The organism is Gracilibacillus saliphilus (assembly GCF_010994085.1).
In the GTDB taxonomy this organism is placed as follows: Bacteria; Bacillota; Bacilli; order Bacillales; family Amphibacillaceae; genus Gracilibacillus; species Gracilibacillus lacisalsi.
The window spans coordinates 23066-37726 of the sequence record NZ_WJEB01000037.1; the positions used below are offsets into that span (position 1 = coordinate 23066).

Sequence of the window (14661 nt, forward strand, 5' to 3'; positions counted from 1 at the left end):
ATTATTAAAAATTAATACTTTCTTAGTTGGAAAAATCCCGGCGGAAACTTTACTGCCGGGATTTGGTAAGAAAAATGAAAGGATTTTAAATCTAACCTTTGTATGTTGCCTAGCCGTTCTAGTGTATCTCTAAATAATCAATATAAGCATCCCACGTATCGTCATCAGATGTTACAATGAGCTCAATCTCTTGATTTCCAGTCCCATGGCTGACGTTATCTATTGTATAGACAGCTGGATAGCTTCCGCCAAAGTAGAACGTACCCTTTGTCTCTCCACCTATTTTTAAATCGACTCTTGCCATGTTGGAATTATTGGAAGCACCACGGAGTGAGAAACTATGGGTTCCGTTGGCAAAATACTGTGTATATTTTACCGAATCATTGTTGGCATATAAAGCAACTCCTTTGAATGGTGAACTAATATTTCCGGTATACTGACCGCTTTTCGTCATATCTTCAGCTTCCACTCTTGTAGGGTTGCCATCTCCGCCATCACCACCGGAGCCTCCATCACCACCAGAGTTTCCACCGATAGTAAGCGTATTACTATATACATCAGCATAGCCACTACTTTGATACCCTTCTACCGTCAGCGCAACTTCATACATGTTACCCATTTGCATTCCTAAGTTTTCCCATGCTTTAAAGTGTTCGCTAACAGAAATCGTTCCGCTTGTACGTTTCGATCTCCTAACACTCCAATATTGTTGGAAAGTTGCCGTCCCTATAATCGAAGGTTGGTTAGTTCGAGTTGTTTCATAGATATCATAGGTGCCTCCGTCAACGGTAATGGTGCCTTTGGACGTACCTCCTGGTGGGCGCCAGTCGCCCCAGCTATCGACAATGTAATATTCGACGAGCGGGTCAACCGTCCATCCATAGACCGTTAAATATGAATTGCCGTTTGGCTGATAGTTGGCTCCATAGTTTATCGAAATATTTCCGATTTCCTGGTGTGTCTGCGTTTCATCGAATTTCTTGCCTTTACGGAATAATATATTATTAACATTATTCCACTCGGCACTGAAGGTACCACCACTATTGAGTGTCATACTTCCAGATCCACCACTGTCTTTCCAGAATTCATAATCGTAGCCATCATGGGTGCCAGTTTCATTGCTAGTGACCGCCGCATTTACATTTACTGCAGGAATCGTAAGAGCAAAACCAACCAACATGACGAAAAGAAGCTTCATACTCTTTCGTTTCATTCGAATTCCTCCTTTTTTTGTTAGAATGCAATTAGTCTTGACGATGATGCTGTGCAGCCCTCAAGTAGGCTACATTCTTCTTAAACAACACCTCCCCTTCCCTATTTTGTAAGCGTTTTCTATGTTGCGTCTTGATAGTACCAAAAATTTCAAATTGTTTTAACCATAAAAACTATATAGGAAAGTTAGGAAATTAAAGATTCTCATACTTGTAACCAAATTCTATGAATGTTTGCCAAGAATCTAGTGACTTTCGTAAGGAGAGGTTCATGATTCTTTCCTATTCAATTACTAAAATATGTTAAAGTAAAATAGGAAGGGGGAGAAGAATGTTCCGAGTTTTGTACATAGAAGATGAGTCAGAAATAGGTAGTTGGGTTTCAGATGTTTTACGAGAAAAAGGGTATGAAGTCATATGGCTTACTTCCGGTGATAAATTGAATCAATATTTGTCGACGGTCGATATTGCGATTTTAGATATTATGTTACCAGGTCTAGATGGGTTTTCGATTGGAAAACGATTAAAACGAGAAAATGCAGATTTACCTGTCATTATGCTGTCTGCACGAACAGCAGTTGAGGATAAACTGGAAGGGTTGAGTTTTGCTGATGATTATGTGACGAAACCATTCCATCCTGAAGAATTGGTTGCACGAATAGAGGTAATGCTTAGAAGATTTCAAAAAAATCATGAAGTATTGCACATGCAACATTTAGAAGTTTATCCAAAGGAAATGAGAATTATAGATCAGCATAAGAATGAGGAGATTCAATTAACAGGAAAGCAATTTTATTTGTTTCAATATTTTCTTCAACACGCTAATCAAATTTTAACAAAAGAACAACTCTATGAAGGCATATGGGGCGAGTCCTATATGGAAGGGGATAAAACGTTAATGGTTCATATTCGCTATTTACGTGAGAAACTAGAAGTTAATCCTGCTAAACCGACGATTATCGAAACGATTCGTGGTATAGGGTATCGGGTGAGAGTATGAAGAAGTTTTTCCGGTCTTTATTAGCTAGATATATGCTTATCATTGTGTTGGCACTTTCGTTTGTACAAGTCGCTTATCTGATGATTGCTATATTATTAACAGGAGTGGCTGATAATTTTGAAAGCCCCTATACATCAGATGAAATGAACTATGATCAAATTGAAGATAATTGGCACAAAGATGCAAATAGATTAGAAACAGAAGAAGACATTTCTAAGCATTTTGATAAATGGAAGGAGCAATACCATGATGCAACGATGTTTTGGGTTGATCAAAATGGAACATTGCGTGATGTGACAGAAGAAAGAGATGATCTACCCATAGAATGGACATCTTCTTTTACTGCAAAATATATAAAAGATCGATATGGGGACAATCCTTTTACTGTGATTGCTTTTGTTGGAGAAGGGGACACGGATGGCTTTGTTGTGTTTGAAATAAATCGGGATGTTTTTCAAAAGCCAATGCAAATTGCATTTAATCAATATAGCGGATGGTTATTAATTGGAACTCTTTTTCTAGTAATCTTTTTTATCTTTATTTCTTTTCTATTCTTCCGCGGGATTCGCAAACGCTTATTACAGTTACAAGAAGCGATGGAAATCCGAGATGTTGACGAATTACCAGTACAAATCGATGTCAAGAAACAAGATGAAATAGGACAGTTAGAACAAACATTTAACCAAATGGTGCACGAATTAAGAGAGAGTAAAAAGCGTGAACAAGAGGAGGAGCAATTAAGACGGGAACTGATTGCTAATTTATCTCATGATCTAAGAACTCCTCTTACCAAAATAAATGCACAAACATATAAAATTGTGAGACAGGATGTGTCAGATGGATCTAAACAAGCAATTCATGCCTTGGAAGCATCTGTTGAAGATATTGATAAATTAATCGAGAATTTGATGTCTTATACATTGCTGATGGCGAGTAAATATAAATTGGATATACAAGAGGTGGATATCGTCCGTTTTGCCCGAGAGAGAATAGCGACATGGTATCCAGTGTTTGAGAAAGAAGGATTCGAAATAAATGTGGAACTAGAGCCACTGCATGATAGTGTGTGGCATGTCGATCCCATTTGGCTAGGGCGTGTCATAGATAATCTATTACAGAATGTTTTACGTCATGCGAATAATGGACGATACGTAGAATTGAAAACTGCATCAACCAATAGCTATGATTCAATCATTGTACGAGACCGAGGCGGTGGAATGAAAGATAGCTCTAATCAAAAAGGAGCAGATATTGGTTTATCAATAGTAGAGATGATGGTGAAAGGGATGCAACTAGAATGGGAGATTCAATCTAGTAATGACGGAACGACCATCCAAATTAAGAAAAATATACAGGATAAAAAATAACATATGAAGAGGTGATCGCTAAATGAAGGGGATCACCTCTTTTTGTGATCAATTTAAACAAAATTTAAACTTCACCTATACTTCCCTTTAACCTTCATTCGTTAAGATAGTTGGTGAGGTGATTAGAATGGAATATATTATTCAAACAAACAATCTATCAAAGAAATTTGGTAAAGAACTTGCGGTTAATGGAGTAGATATTCAAATTCCTAAAGGAGAGATATATGGCTTTCTTGGACCGAATGGTGCGGGTAAATCAACAACAATCCGAATGCTGCTAGGTTTGATGAAACCAACTTCTGGTAACATCGCAATATTCGGAAAAGATTTGAAGAGCGAGCGCATCAATATTTTAAAAAAAGTAGGATCATTAGTAGAAAACCCTTCCTATTATCCGCATTTGACTGCGAAAGAAAACTTAGAAGCCATTAGAAAAATAGTTGGCGTTCCGAAAACGAGGATTGATGAAGTTCTAAAAACGGTTCGTTTGCAGGATGCGGCAAATAAGAAGGTAAAGGGTTTTTCATTAGGAATGAAGCAACGGTTAGGTATTGCATCAGCCCTATTAAATAAACCAGAACTGTTGATTTTAGATGAACCTACAAATGGATTAGATCCTTCTGGGATTATCGAAATCCGAGAATTAATTAAAAGTTTACCAGAGAAATATGGGATGACTATATTAATCTCTAGTCATCTTCTGTCAGAGATTGATCAAATTGCGACAACAGTAGGGATTATTACAAAAGGAAAAATGATTTTTCAAGATTCCATCGAAGCAATGCGTATGTTTGCACAACAGCATATTAAATTGAAAGTAAGTCAGCATGAACAAGCATGGCGGGCGCTTTTAGCCAATGGAATGAAAGCAGAGTTAGAGGATGGGCATATTCTTTTATCAGATCAAACCGATCAGCATGTAGCAGAAGCAGTTCAATTGCTCGTGCAACAAGGCATTTGCATATATCGTGTAGAAGAGGACAAAAAGTCGTTAGAAGATATCTTCCTACAAATGACGAAGGAGGAGCTTGCTGGATGATGATGCGGTTGTTAAAGGTAGATATGTTGAAAATGAAGCGAAAAGGTATGTGGTTTTTAACGATATTGGGTCCTGTCGGTGTGATTGCTTTACAGATGGTCAACTATGGTGTTAGAAAAGAGTATTTACTTCAACAAAGTAACGATTATTGGGGATATTATCTAAAAAATATTAGTGCCTTTACACCACTTGCCATTGTATTAGGAATTGTGATACTCACTTCGTTTATGGCGAGTATTGAAAATGAGACAAATGCTTGGAAACAGCTAGTGGCATTACCGATCTCCAAAATGTCTGTGTATTTGTCTAAATTTACCGCTCTTTCCATTATGCTTTTTCTTTCATCTTGTTTACTGATGATCTTCACACTGGGATTTGGACTATTCTTAGATTTTAATCAGGAGATTCCCTTTCTAGAAGTATTCCAATTTAGCTTCTACCCATTTTTTGCAGCATTACCGGTGCTAGCATTACAGTTATGGGTTGCTACTGTCAGCAAAAATCAGGGAATTCCCATTACGGTAGGTGTAGTCGGTGTCATTTTTGCTTACTCCGCTTTCACTTTACCGGACTGGATGATTTGGAAATGGCCTTCATTAATGAACGAATGGGATGATCCGACTATCAATGTATGGTTAGGACTAGGTGTCGGAAGTTTGTTATATATTATTGGCATGTTTGATTTTAAAAGAAGGGATGTGAAATAAATGTTAGCCATTTTACAATCAGAATGGTTTAAATTGCGCAAATCAAAAATTACCTTGATTTTATTTGTTGGTCCACTCATTGGTCTGTTTATTGGATTGACAGGGAACTTACTAAATGTTGGAGAACAAATGAATCAATGGTATGCTCCTTTATTTATGATGAATTTCACCTATGCAATCTTGTTTTTACCTTTAATAACAGGTGTATTAGCGAGTGTTATCTGTCGTTATGAGCATCAAGAAGGTGGTTGGAAGCAATTGTTAGCCTTACCTGTGACAAGAGGAAAAGTTTTTCTAACAAAATATCTGCTGCTTATTTTATTAGTACTGTTTATTCAAATACTCTACTTAGGAGCCATTTATGCAGTAGGGACGATCAAAGGTTTTACAGATCCATTTCCATTAACAATCGTTTGGAAGAGTATTATAGGAGGCTGGGTAGCGACAATGCCATTAGTCGCATTGCAGTTATGGCTATCTATTTTATTCAAGAGTTTTGCCGCGCCATTTGCTGTGAATGTCATTTTTACTTTGCCGACGATTTTAGTGGTTAATTCAGAACGGTTCGGACCGTTTTATCCATGGGCACAACCATTTTCGATGATGTATGTTGGGGGAAATACAGATGATATATTTTTCATTCCGTGGGATCAACTATTGACCGTAGTGGGAGGAGGTTTTCTTGTCTTTTTCCTTTGTGGATATATTTATTTTCAGAGAAAACCGATTTAATCATCAAATACAGTTATAAAAAGATATCTGCTGTTTGCTTTTGTTTGAAGTTATGATAAAAATTTACAAAAACATTACAACAGGGCAAAATATCTAGTGTTCACAAAGGATAACACATTTATAAAGTCTAAAAATCACTTAGATAGGTCTTTAGATTCATCTGTATATCCGTTATGATGATAGTATAATATATTGTCATAATATGTGCTAATCATTGTGAGGGTATCAAGATGAGAATTAATATAGGTGATATTGTTGAACACTCTATAGCCGTTCAAGCAACGATAAATAATAGTGAAATTGATCAGCTTTTTAAGGACAATTATCGAACACATGGGATTATCATTATAGAAAATAAGAAACCACTAGGCATGGTTACTCGAACAGATTTCTACCAAAAACTCGGTTCCATGTATGGCTACAATTTGTATATTAACAGACCAGTATCCCTTTTGATGAAAGAAGAAATTCTCTGTTTCGATTATCAAACATCGATCACAGAAGTCAGTGAAAAAGCAATGGATCGTAGTTCGAATGCATTATATGATGATATTGTCGTCACGAAAGAAGGTCAATTATTCGGAAGTGTTTCGATTCGATCATTATTAATGACCCTTGCTAGTGTCCAGTCTCAAATTGCTTCATCATTGAATCCTCTTACTAAACTACCAGGTAATCGAATGATCAATGATCACCTGAAAGAATTATTATCGCATGAAAAATTCGCAGTGCTTTATGTAGATTTAGATCAGTTCAAAGCTTATAATGACGTCTACGGCTTTTCAGCGGGTGACAAAGTCATTCAGGAGACAGCGTCCATTTTACAAGCAAATGCTGTCAAGAATCATGGTTTTGTCGGACATGTTGGTGGTGATGACTTTGTTGTCTTGCTTTATAGTTGGGATTTCGAAAATATATGTGAACAGATTATTGCTAACTTCGACCAATCTATTCCGTCCTTTTATAATGAAGAACATCGCAAACAGGGGTATGTAAAAACTGAAAATCGAAAAGGAGAATTAGAAGAAATTCCACTCATATCTATTTCCATTGCAGTGGTCACCAACCGATTTCAACCATTTGATTCTGTTGATGGGATTGTTAATTATGCTGCAAAAATAAAAAAAGAATGTAAAACACATCGATGTAGTTGTTTCATATCTAATCAATTCGTTACATGTTAGCCTGCGCGATGATTGGTGGAATAGTGTGGGGATGGAAGAGTACACAATTACTAAGTTTGAAAACTCAAAATAAGAGGGCTGCTATATTTCTTTATAAAGCAGCCCTCTCTATATATTAGGATTTTTTTTGGTTATCAGCTAACAATGATAGAAATTCAGGAGGAAGGATCACCGGCTTCTCCTCATTGCCATTAAGGTGGTCGGCTTCTTTAAGTTGATTTACTTCCTTATGAATTCTCTCCATTCGTTCATCTAGCTCATTTGCAGAAATTGCAGCATCTCTTAAATCATCCCGTAATGCTTTCGGAATAGATTTATTATACTTATAGTAGATTTTATGCTCCAAACTAGCCCAGAAATCCATTGCGATCGTTCTAATTTGAATTTCGGCATACACGTTTTCTACCCGGTCTGACATAAAAATCGGTATTTGTACTATTAAGTGAAGACTTTTGTATCCATTTGGTTTTGGATTTTGTATATAGTCTTTTTTTTCTATTAAGGTAATATCTTTTTGTTCTGTAAGCATATCTGCTACTCGATAAATATCACTTACAAATGAACAATTGATTCTAATTCCAGCAATATCACGGATGTTCTCCTGAATGACTGAAAGATTTAAAGCCAACTTTTTCTTTTGCACCTTTTTAAATATACTTTCGGGTGATTTAACGCGTGTTTTCACATGTTCAATGGGATTGTAATCATGAATATGTTGAAATTCCTGCTGTAATATACTTATTTTTGTATTAACTTCTTCTACAGCGAACTTATAGGCCATCATAAATCGTACCATTTCTGTTTTCCAATGCATGATATTTTTCATTTCTATTGAAGTATGTTCCATGTTGGTTGTGAAATCTCCCTTCTGATTCAACAACTTACCTATTTCCATTATCATAAAGTCAGGAACCCAAGTCAAAGAAAAGATTGAGGAAAAACTGTGAAAAAACGATGGAGTTGGGTAATGATAACGAACGAAAGTAAGCTGAACCAATGAAAATAGGTGGGGATATAGTAGAGATATACTTATCCTTAGGCAGACCTTATAGGATGCATTATTACAAAATAATGGATGATAAAGGGTCTAACGTTGTGAATCTATCTTTTACACACAAGAAATCCTTGTTCTTCTCGAATTCTCTTATGAAAGAGAAAAAACGGGGAGGATTTTTTATGTTAAAAAGATGTAGAAACCTATTTGTTGTTATGGTTGCTAGTTTCCTTATGATGATCATAGCACCAACCATTACAGAGGCTGCGATTGGGGATCGCATACTAGTTAATGGATCATCAGGATCGGATGTAGCTGAATTACAAGATTACTTGATGACGAAAGGAGTATTCCCGTATCATACCTCAACAGGATATTACGGTAATATTACAGAAGAAGCCGTCAAGGATTTTCAGCGTAAACGCAACTTAAAAGTTGATGGAATTGCTGGTCCTGAAACAAACCATGCGGTACAAGTTTTGCGAAATGGCGATATCGGTAAACAAGTTATCCACATTCAATACCAGTTGAAGGAAGCAGGTCATTACCATTCAAATATTGATGGGATTTATGGTTCTGGCACAGTGAGTGCAGTTAAGAGTTTTCAAAAACAACAAGGTTTGGCCGTAGACGGAATTGCAGGACCAAATACAAGGTCGGCACTAGATAGTTTGAGTAAGCGTGGTTCAGCTGCCGGAAAATCATTGACAATGGAAAGTACAGCATATACGGCAGATTGTGACGGTTGTTCAGGCGTGACAAAGATGGGACTTGATTTAAAGAAATATTCTGATGCGAAAGTGATCGCTGTTGATCCTAGTGTTATTCCGCTTGGATCCATTGTCGAAGTGGAGGGATACGGCGTTGCCATTGCAGCGGATATTGGCGGTGGAATAAATGGTAATGCTATTGATGTCTTCATTCCAAATCGAGACGATGCTCTCCAATGGGGACGTAAAGAGGTACGAGTAAAAATAATTGAATGAGTTATTTAAACTGCTCCGTTCAAGAGGGGCTCAGATTCAACAAGTGCTTGCGGAAGATTTCGGGCAAATTCACATGGTGATTGTGAGGACGATGCATTTTATTTTGGAAATAGGCTGTCTTTACTTGAAGAAGAGGGTTCGAAGTCCATCAGTGTAAAAATGTATGAACAGGATGTCACAGTATCACCATTTAATGGAACAGGCTTCAAGGGAAGATTTCCGCCAAATCCGGTGTCCAGTAAATAGGTTTGTTCTTCGTGATGTAGAAGAATTGCTACGTGGGTTCTTACAAGGTGATCACTTTTGAAGAAGGTCTTATTCACTTAAATGGTGAAAAAACAAGAGAATATGTGCGTATGAGAAAAGAAGACCCACGAGAAGATTTGGGTCGTCAGGAAAGACAACGACAGGTCATTCAGGTTATTTTGGAGAAAGGAACCACCATGTCAGGTTTAACTTCATCTATTTCTAATTTTAAAGGCTTACTTACTGCTATAGAAGGTAATTTCCGAACCAACCTTAGTCTTGAGGCAATGTAGAATATACAAGGTAATTATCGTGAAGCTCTAAATAATATAGAAGAGCATGAAATTCCTGGAGAAGACGGAGAAATTGATGAGTAGTATTACTATATGCCAGATGAAGAAAAGGTACAAGAACTTTCCGAGAAATTGAATGAGCAGTTGAAAGAATAGTTGAACATTGGATTCTTAGTGATGTTGTGGAATAGGATTCACAGGAGAAATAGGAGTACTAGCTCTTATTTCTCCTTTTTCTTTTGTTGTTGATGACGGGTTACTTTATGACGATTTCCACATATTTTCATAGAGCACCACTTCCGTCTTCCACGGGTGTCGATAAATAATAAGACACATTCCGGATTAGCGCAACGATGGAGAGAGTTTAATTGACCCGAATCAATAAGGGATAAGGCATCTAGTGCAATCAAGGATACTAATGCTTTTGCAGGTTCTCCTATTGGAATAAGAACTAATTTATCATCTATCAATTGATAGGTAAACGGAGCTTGTCTAATGAATAATTCTAAATCAGTGACCCAATCAGAAGACAGTTCTATTCCGTCCGCCACGTTTTCATAACTCTCACGCAACAACGAACGCAATTCACGCAAGTGTGGTAACGCACCCTCTGCCCAATCTTCTATATCCATATTAAACTGTTGACTCAAGATAATATTTTCTTTTGTTAATGTATGGAACCAGGCTATTACATGTTCTGGTTTAGTTAGCAAATCATGTCGTGTGCCATGTCGAACGACTTCCGTATTAATTAAGTCTATGGAGATATTCCCTGATATAAGTGGAAAAGTTACTTCATTTGTCATATGAGTCACGCCTTTTTTACTTTTAACCTATTGTAACAAACTTGACAGGTTAATCACAATGAATTATATTATTAACCAGTTGAAATCAAATAAAGTGGTTAATCGAAAAAGAGGGTGATTACACGTCCAATACTTTTTTAGTCAGAAAATGGTGGCAGTAACCTGTCCCTGTCAGTAGTAAAGTAACGGTGAATAGTAAAAATAAATAATCATAAGAAAGGACTGACCGTAAATGAGTCATTACCTTGTTGATCAGTTGAAATTTGTGCGTAATAGTACATTGGATTATGTGAAAGATATCGATGAAAGGTACTTGGACGTTATACCTTCAACAATGAATAATAATATCAAGTGGAACTTGGGTCATACTTATCTCGTAACAGAAATATTCGCTTTTCAACTTACTGGTGAAGAAACAAATATACCAACTGTTTTTCCTGAATTATTTAAGCCTGGGACATCTCCTAGAGATTGGTCTATAGAAGCTCCGCGGAAAGAGGAGCTACTATTTTTGTTAAATGAACAAAGAGTAAAAGTAGAATCACTATCGACAGAGAGAATAGAGGAATCAATTAATGAAATGTATACAACTTCGACAGGGCTAGAGATTAATACAGTGAAGGAATGTCTGAGCTTTTGTCTTTATCATGAAGGAATGCATTTTGGGGCTATAAAAAGTATCTATCAACAAATATCAAAAATTAATAGTTGATAATAGATGAAAAGCGTATTTTGATCAATTCAAAATACGCTTTAGTTTGTAGCATAAATTTGGCTCGATTGTTATAACGGGACTAGCAGTCTACTTGCATATCATTTTTTAAATGAATTAGTAAAATTATCCTCCTTCACCTCAAAATTGCTAGGTAAATATAATCTATTTTTGCTAGATAAGCATAGAAGTATATGATTCAGGGTAATCTACCATATGAAGAAGAGGAATTTATAGCAACTTACCTATAGGTAAAAAGGAGGATTTCAATGAATCATAGACTAATTTCTCGACTTGTCTTTATTTTTTCGTTATCTTTTTTTTCATTCTTTTTATTACAACCTGTTGCGGCTAGTAGTTCAGAAACCTATGAAGTTAGTTCATCGATTCTCAATGTTCGAAGTGAGCCCTCTTCTAACAGTGAAATAGTGGCACAACTCGTGAAAGGGGACGAGCTAGTAGTTTTTCAGGAAAAGTACGGATGGGTTCAAACTTACTTTGATGGTGAAGAAGTGTGGGTAGCTAAACATCATCTGGTTCAACAGGCTTTTACTAGTTCAGAAGTTTCTACAACCGAAACAAGTAACACGCCAAAAAAGGTTACTGTTACATCCGAAAGCATTTTTGTCCGTAGTGGACCAGGTACTAATTATGAACCGATTGGATCTGCAGTATCTGGAGATAATCTTGAAGTGACTGATGAGGCAGAGGAATGGTATCAAATTAGGTTAAATGGATCAGAGAAAGGCTGGATAGCTTCTTGGTTAACTGAGCAAGTAACACAAACAGCTCAAACTACACAAGCCTCACCAAATTATAACACGGTTCCCTCTAACTCCAAGGGTTTAGAAGGGTATAATATTGTAGTTGATCCAGGACATGGAGGCACAGATCCCGGCGCAATAGGATTCAATGGAATACAAGAAAAAGATGTTGTGTTACCGACATCGACAAAAGTTATTGATCATTTGCGTGATGCCGGTGCTAACGTCATTGTCACTAGGTCAGGAGATTATGATGTTCACTTAGATGATCGTGCTCGAATTAGTAATAGCTATTATACGGATGCTTATATTAGCCTTCATTATGATTCGTCCTTCGATATATCAGCAAATGGGATCACTACCTATTTTGCTGATATGGTTGATAAGGAATTGGGTGATTCTATACAGTCAGCCATGATATCTCAAGTTGACCTTCAAGACCGAGGGGTAAGACAAGCAAACTATAAAGTACTTATGAATACAAAAGCTCCTTCAGTTTTACTTGAGTTAGGCTTTATATCCAATCCTCATGATCTGTCTGTCGTACAAACAGCAAGTTATCAAAACGATATAGCACAAGGAATTACCAACGGATTAATCCATTATTTTGAATAAGTAAGGGAAAGCGAGCTGAATAAATAATCAGCTCGCTTTCATAATTTTATAAATAATTAATTTAATCCAGGGTTGTATTTAACAAGGGATTAGTATATACTCTTTAATTGATAATGATTATCAATATTGATTAAAGAGGGTTTGGAGGAGAAACGGTGAATAAAAGGAATAATTATAGTCTCGCAATGTTGTGTTTGTTGCTAATGGTTTTGCTAAGCGCATGTAACTCGAATCAAGCAGACTCAGCTAACAATGAAGAAGATAGCAAGGATGGAAATGTCAGGTATTACGAGAGTGAAAAAGGAAACATGGAGTTACCGCTCGAACCTTCGAGAGTAGTTGTTGCAGTCAGAGATTATGTTGGCGATGTATTAGCTGCAGGAGTTAAACCTGTAGGAGTTTCAGAAACAATGGTTTTGGATGCACCTTATTATCAGGATCAGTTAGAAGGGGTCGAGAGTATCGGAGAGGATACAGCAATCTCGTTAGAAAAAATCACCAGTTTAAATCCAGATTTGATTATTACATATGCAGAAGATTCATACGAACAATTGTCTAAAATCGCTCCAACGGTCTTACTTCCCTACGGAAAGCTTGATTATGAAGAACGCCTACTTGAAATCGGCAACATATTAAATAAGGAGCAGGAAGCAGAACAACGATTAGAACAGTTTCAAGAAGAAGTGAAGGAGAAGAAAGAACAGCTTTCCAAGATTTTAGAGAAAGACTCGAAGGTAGCAATCATTGAAGTTACAGATAAAGATTTATACTTATTCGGTAAAACATATGGACGCGGAGGAGAAGTTTTATATAACCAATTAGGGTTAGAACAACCGCAAAAGGTAGAAGAAGTAACAAAAGCTGAGGGTTGGGCAAGTATTTCTCAAGAAACAATACCAGAGTATTTGGGCGAAGCGGATTATATTTTGATGGGTGTGCGAGAGCAGGGTTCAGACAGAAAAGCAGAGGTCCAATCTAGCAAACTATGGACGGAACTACCTGCTGTTAAAGAAGGAAAGGTTTATGAGTATGACCTGGAGTCGTTCTATTTTCAAGATGTCATCGCACTAGACTATCAATTAGATTTACTGGTGGATTTCTTTCAATCTAGTGAAAAGTGAGGAGATATTACATGGATGCTTTAGATGTCAACAAAATCAGTGTAGGCTATTCCAATGACTTAATTATTAAAGATTTAAGTGTTTCGATGCCTAAACACAAGATCACTACTATTGTCGGACCTAATGGATGTGGTAAATCTACTTTGTTAAAGACCATTGTACGTGTGTTGCAAGCGAAAGAGGGAGCTGTTTTCCTTGAGGGTAAGGCGATCCACACGTTAGATACGAAAGAGGTTGCCAAACGAATGGCGGTTTTACCTCAAACAGCACAAGCGCCTAGCGGACTAACTGTATTTGAACTGGTGTCTTATGGACGTTTTCCTCATCGTAAGCGGATGGGAAGGTTATCCAAACATGATTATGCATATATTCATTGGGCACTGGATGTAACCGGTTTGAATGATTTACGAGATCAACCAGCTAATGCTTTATCTGGAGGACAGAGACAACGAGTGTGGATTGCAATGGCATTGGCACAAGGGACAGATATTTTGGTTCTTGATGAGCCGACTACCTATTTAGACTTAGCGCATCAATTAGAGATTTTATTATTATTACAACGTTTAAATAAAGAAGAAGGTCATACCATTATTATGGTTCTTCATGATTTAAATCACGCATCACGTTTTTCTGATTATATGATAGCAATGCGCGACGGAACCATTGTAACAGAAGGAACACCAAATGAAGTGATGACTTGCGATTACTTAAGAAGAGTTTTTCAGATTGATGCGGAACTAATTGCATGTCCGCACAGTGCCAACCCGGTCTGTTTATCCTATCAGCTATGTGAACATAGTGCTGGTTGTAAAGTTAGATAGTATTAATTATTTCTCTGGGTGTGAAAGAAAGGAATTATTAATAGATGGAATGGTCAAAGGAAC

General features: G+C 36.9%; 15 protein-coding genes and 1 pseudogene. 12 read left to right on the plus strand and 4 right to left on the minus strand.

What is annotated here, in order from left to right; translation table 11 throughout:
- Window positions 1–118: 118 nt before the first annotated feature.
- Window positions 119–1213 carry a glycoside hydrolase family 11 protein gene (locus tag GHT08_RS18375; protein WP_163582866.1) on the minus strand — a complete coding sequence of 365 codons (1095 nt, stop codon included), beginning with the start codon at window positions 1211–1213 and terminating at the stop codon, window positions 119–121.
- A 329-nt stretch (window positions 1214–1542) separates the two neighbouring features.
- On the opposite strand from GHT08_RS18375, the gene GHT08_RS18380 reads away from it, so the two are divergent.
- From GHT08_RS18380 to GHT08_RS18405, 6 genes are all read left to right on the plus strand, one after another.
- Window positions 1543–2211 (plus strand): response regulator transcription factor, encoded by a 669-nt coding sequence (locus tag GHT08_RS18380; RefSeq protein ID WP_163582867.1) that lies wholly within the window; start codon window positions 1543–1545, stop codon window positions 2209–2211.
- Window positions 2208–3578: a sensor histidine kinase gene (locus GHT08_RS18385; RefSeq protein WP_163582868.1), complete on the plus strand. Its 1371-nt coding sequence runs from the start codon at window positions 2208–2210 to the stop codon at window positions 3576–3578. Before GHT08_RS18380 ends, GHT08_RS18385 begins: the two co-directional genes overlap by 4 nt.
- Before the next feature lie 127 nt (window positions 3579–3705).
- Window positions 3706–4617, plus strand: a complete 912-nt coding sequence (locus GHT08_RS18390) for an ABC transporter ATP-binding protein (RefSeq protein WP_163582869.1) — start codon at window positions 3706–3708, stop codon at window positions 4615–4617.
- Window positions 4614–5324 carry an ABC transporter permease gene (locus GHT08_RS18395; protein ID WP_163582870.1) on the plus strand — a complete coding sequence of 237 codons (711 nt, stop codon included), beginning with the start codon at window positions 4614–4616 and terminating at the stop codon, window positions 5322–5324. Before GHT08_RS18390 ends, GHT08_RS18395 begins: the two co-directional genes overlap by 4 nt.
- On the plus strand, window positions 5325–6056 hold the full coding sequence (locus GHT08_RS18400; protein WP_163582871.1) for an ABC transporter permease: 732 nt from the start codon (window positions 5325–5327) through the stop codon (window positions 6054–6056).
- A gap of 230 nt (window positions 6057–6286) precedes the next feature.
- A complete protein-coding gene (locus GHT08_RS18405; RefSeq protein ID WP_163582872.1) occupies window positions 6287–7240 on the plus strand; it encodes a GGDEF domain-containing protein in 954 nt (317 codons plus the stop codon).
- A 115-nt stretch (window positions 7241–7355) separates the two neighbouring features.
- Here GHT08_RS18405 and GHT08_RS18410 read toward each other — a convergent pair whose 3' ends face one another.
- Complete coding sequence (locus tag GHT08_RS18410; RefSeq protein WP_163582915.1) at window positions 7356–8087, minus strand: GTP pyrophosphokinase; 732 nt, start codon at window positions 8085–8087, stop codon at window positions 7356–7358.
- A 329-nt stretch (window positions 8088–8416) separates the two neighbouring features.
- Between GHT08_RS18410 and GHT08_RS18415 the strand changes: the two genes are divergently transcribed.
- On the plus strand, window positions 8417–9220 hold the full coding sequence (locus GHT08_RS18415) for a peptidoglycan-binding protein (protein ID WP_163582873.1): 804 nt from the start codon (window positions 8417–8419) through the stop codon (window positions 9218–9220).
- A gap of 170 nt (window positions 9221–9390) precedes the next feature.
- Here GHT08_RS18415 and GHT08_RS22265 read toward each other — a convergent pair.
- Window positions 9391–9507 (minus strand): annotated as a pseudogene (locus tag GHT08_RS22265) (arylamine N-acetyltransferase); the annotation flags it as partial.
- A 6-nt stretch (window positions 9508–9513) separates the two neighbouring features.
- On the opposite strand from GHT08_RS22265, the gene GHT08_RS18425 reads away from it, so the two are divergent.
- Window positions 9514–9759 (plus strand): LCP family glycopolymer transferase, encoded by a 246-nt coding sequence (locus tag GHT08_RS18425; RefSeq protein WP_163582875.1) that lies wholly within the window; start codon window positions 9514–9516, stop codon window positions 9757–9759.
- A gap of 221 nt (window positions 9760–9980) precedes the next feature.
- Here GHT08_RS18425 and GHT08_RS18430 read toward each other — a convergent pair whose 3' ends face one another.
- The gene (locus GHT08_RS18430) at window positions 9981–10565 is read right to left on the minus strand and encodes a CGNR zinc finger domain-containing protein (protein ID WP_163582876.1); all 585 of its coding nucleotides are present in this window, start codon (window positions 10563–10565) and stop codon (window positions 9981–9983) included.
- Between the two features lie 232 nt (window positions 10566–10797).
- On the opposite strand from GHT08_RS18430, the gene GHT08_RS18435 reads away from it, so the two are divergent.
- The 4 genes from GHT08_RS18435 to GHT08_RS18450 all read left to right on the plus strand — a co-directional run bounded on the left by GHT08_RS18435 (window position 10798) and on the right by GHT08_RS18450 (window position 14598).
- Window positions 10798–11277, plus strand: coding sequence for a DinB family protein (locus GHT08_RS18435; protein ID WP_163582877.1), 480 nt, complete (start codon window positions 10798–10800; stop codon window positions 11275–11277).
- 269 nt (window positions 11278–11546) lie between these two features.
- The gene (locus tag GHT08_RS18440; RefSeq protein ID WP_163582878.1) at window positions 11547–12656 is read left to right on the plus strand and encodes an N-acetylmuramoyl-L-alanine amidase family protein; all 1110 of its coding nucleotides are present in this window, start codon (window positions 11547–11549) and stop codon (window positions 12654–12656) included.
- A gap of 155 nt (window positions 12657–12811) precedes the next feature.
- On the plus strand, window positions 12812–13777 hold the full coding sequence (locus tag GHT08_RS18445; protein WP_163582879.1) for an ABC transporter substrate-binding protein: 966 nt from the start codon (window positions 12812–12814) through the stop codon (window positions 13775–13777).
- 11 nt (window positions 13778–13788) lie between these two features.
- Window positions 13789–14598, plus strand: coding sequence for an ABC transporter ATP-binding protein (locus tag GHT08_RS18450; RefSeq protein ID WP_163582880.1), 810 nt, complete (start codon window positions 13789–13791; stop codon window positions 14596–14598).
- Window positions 14599–14661: the final 63 nt, after the last annotated feature.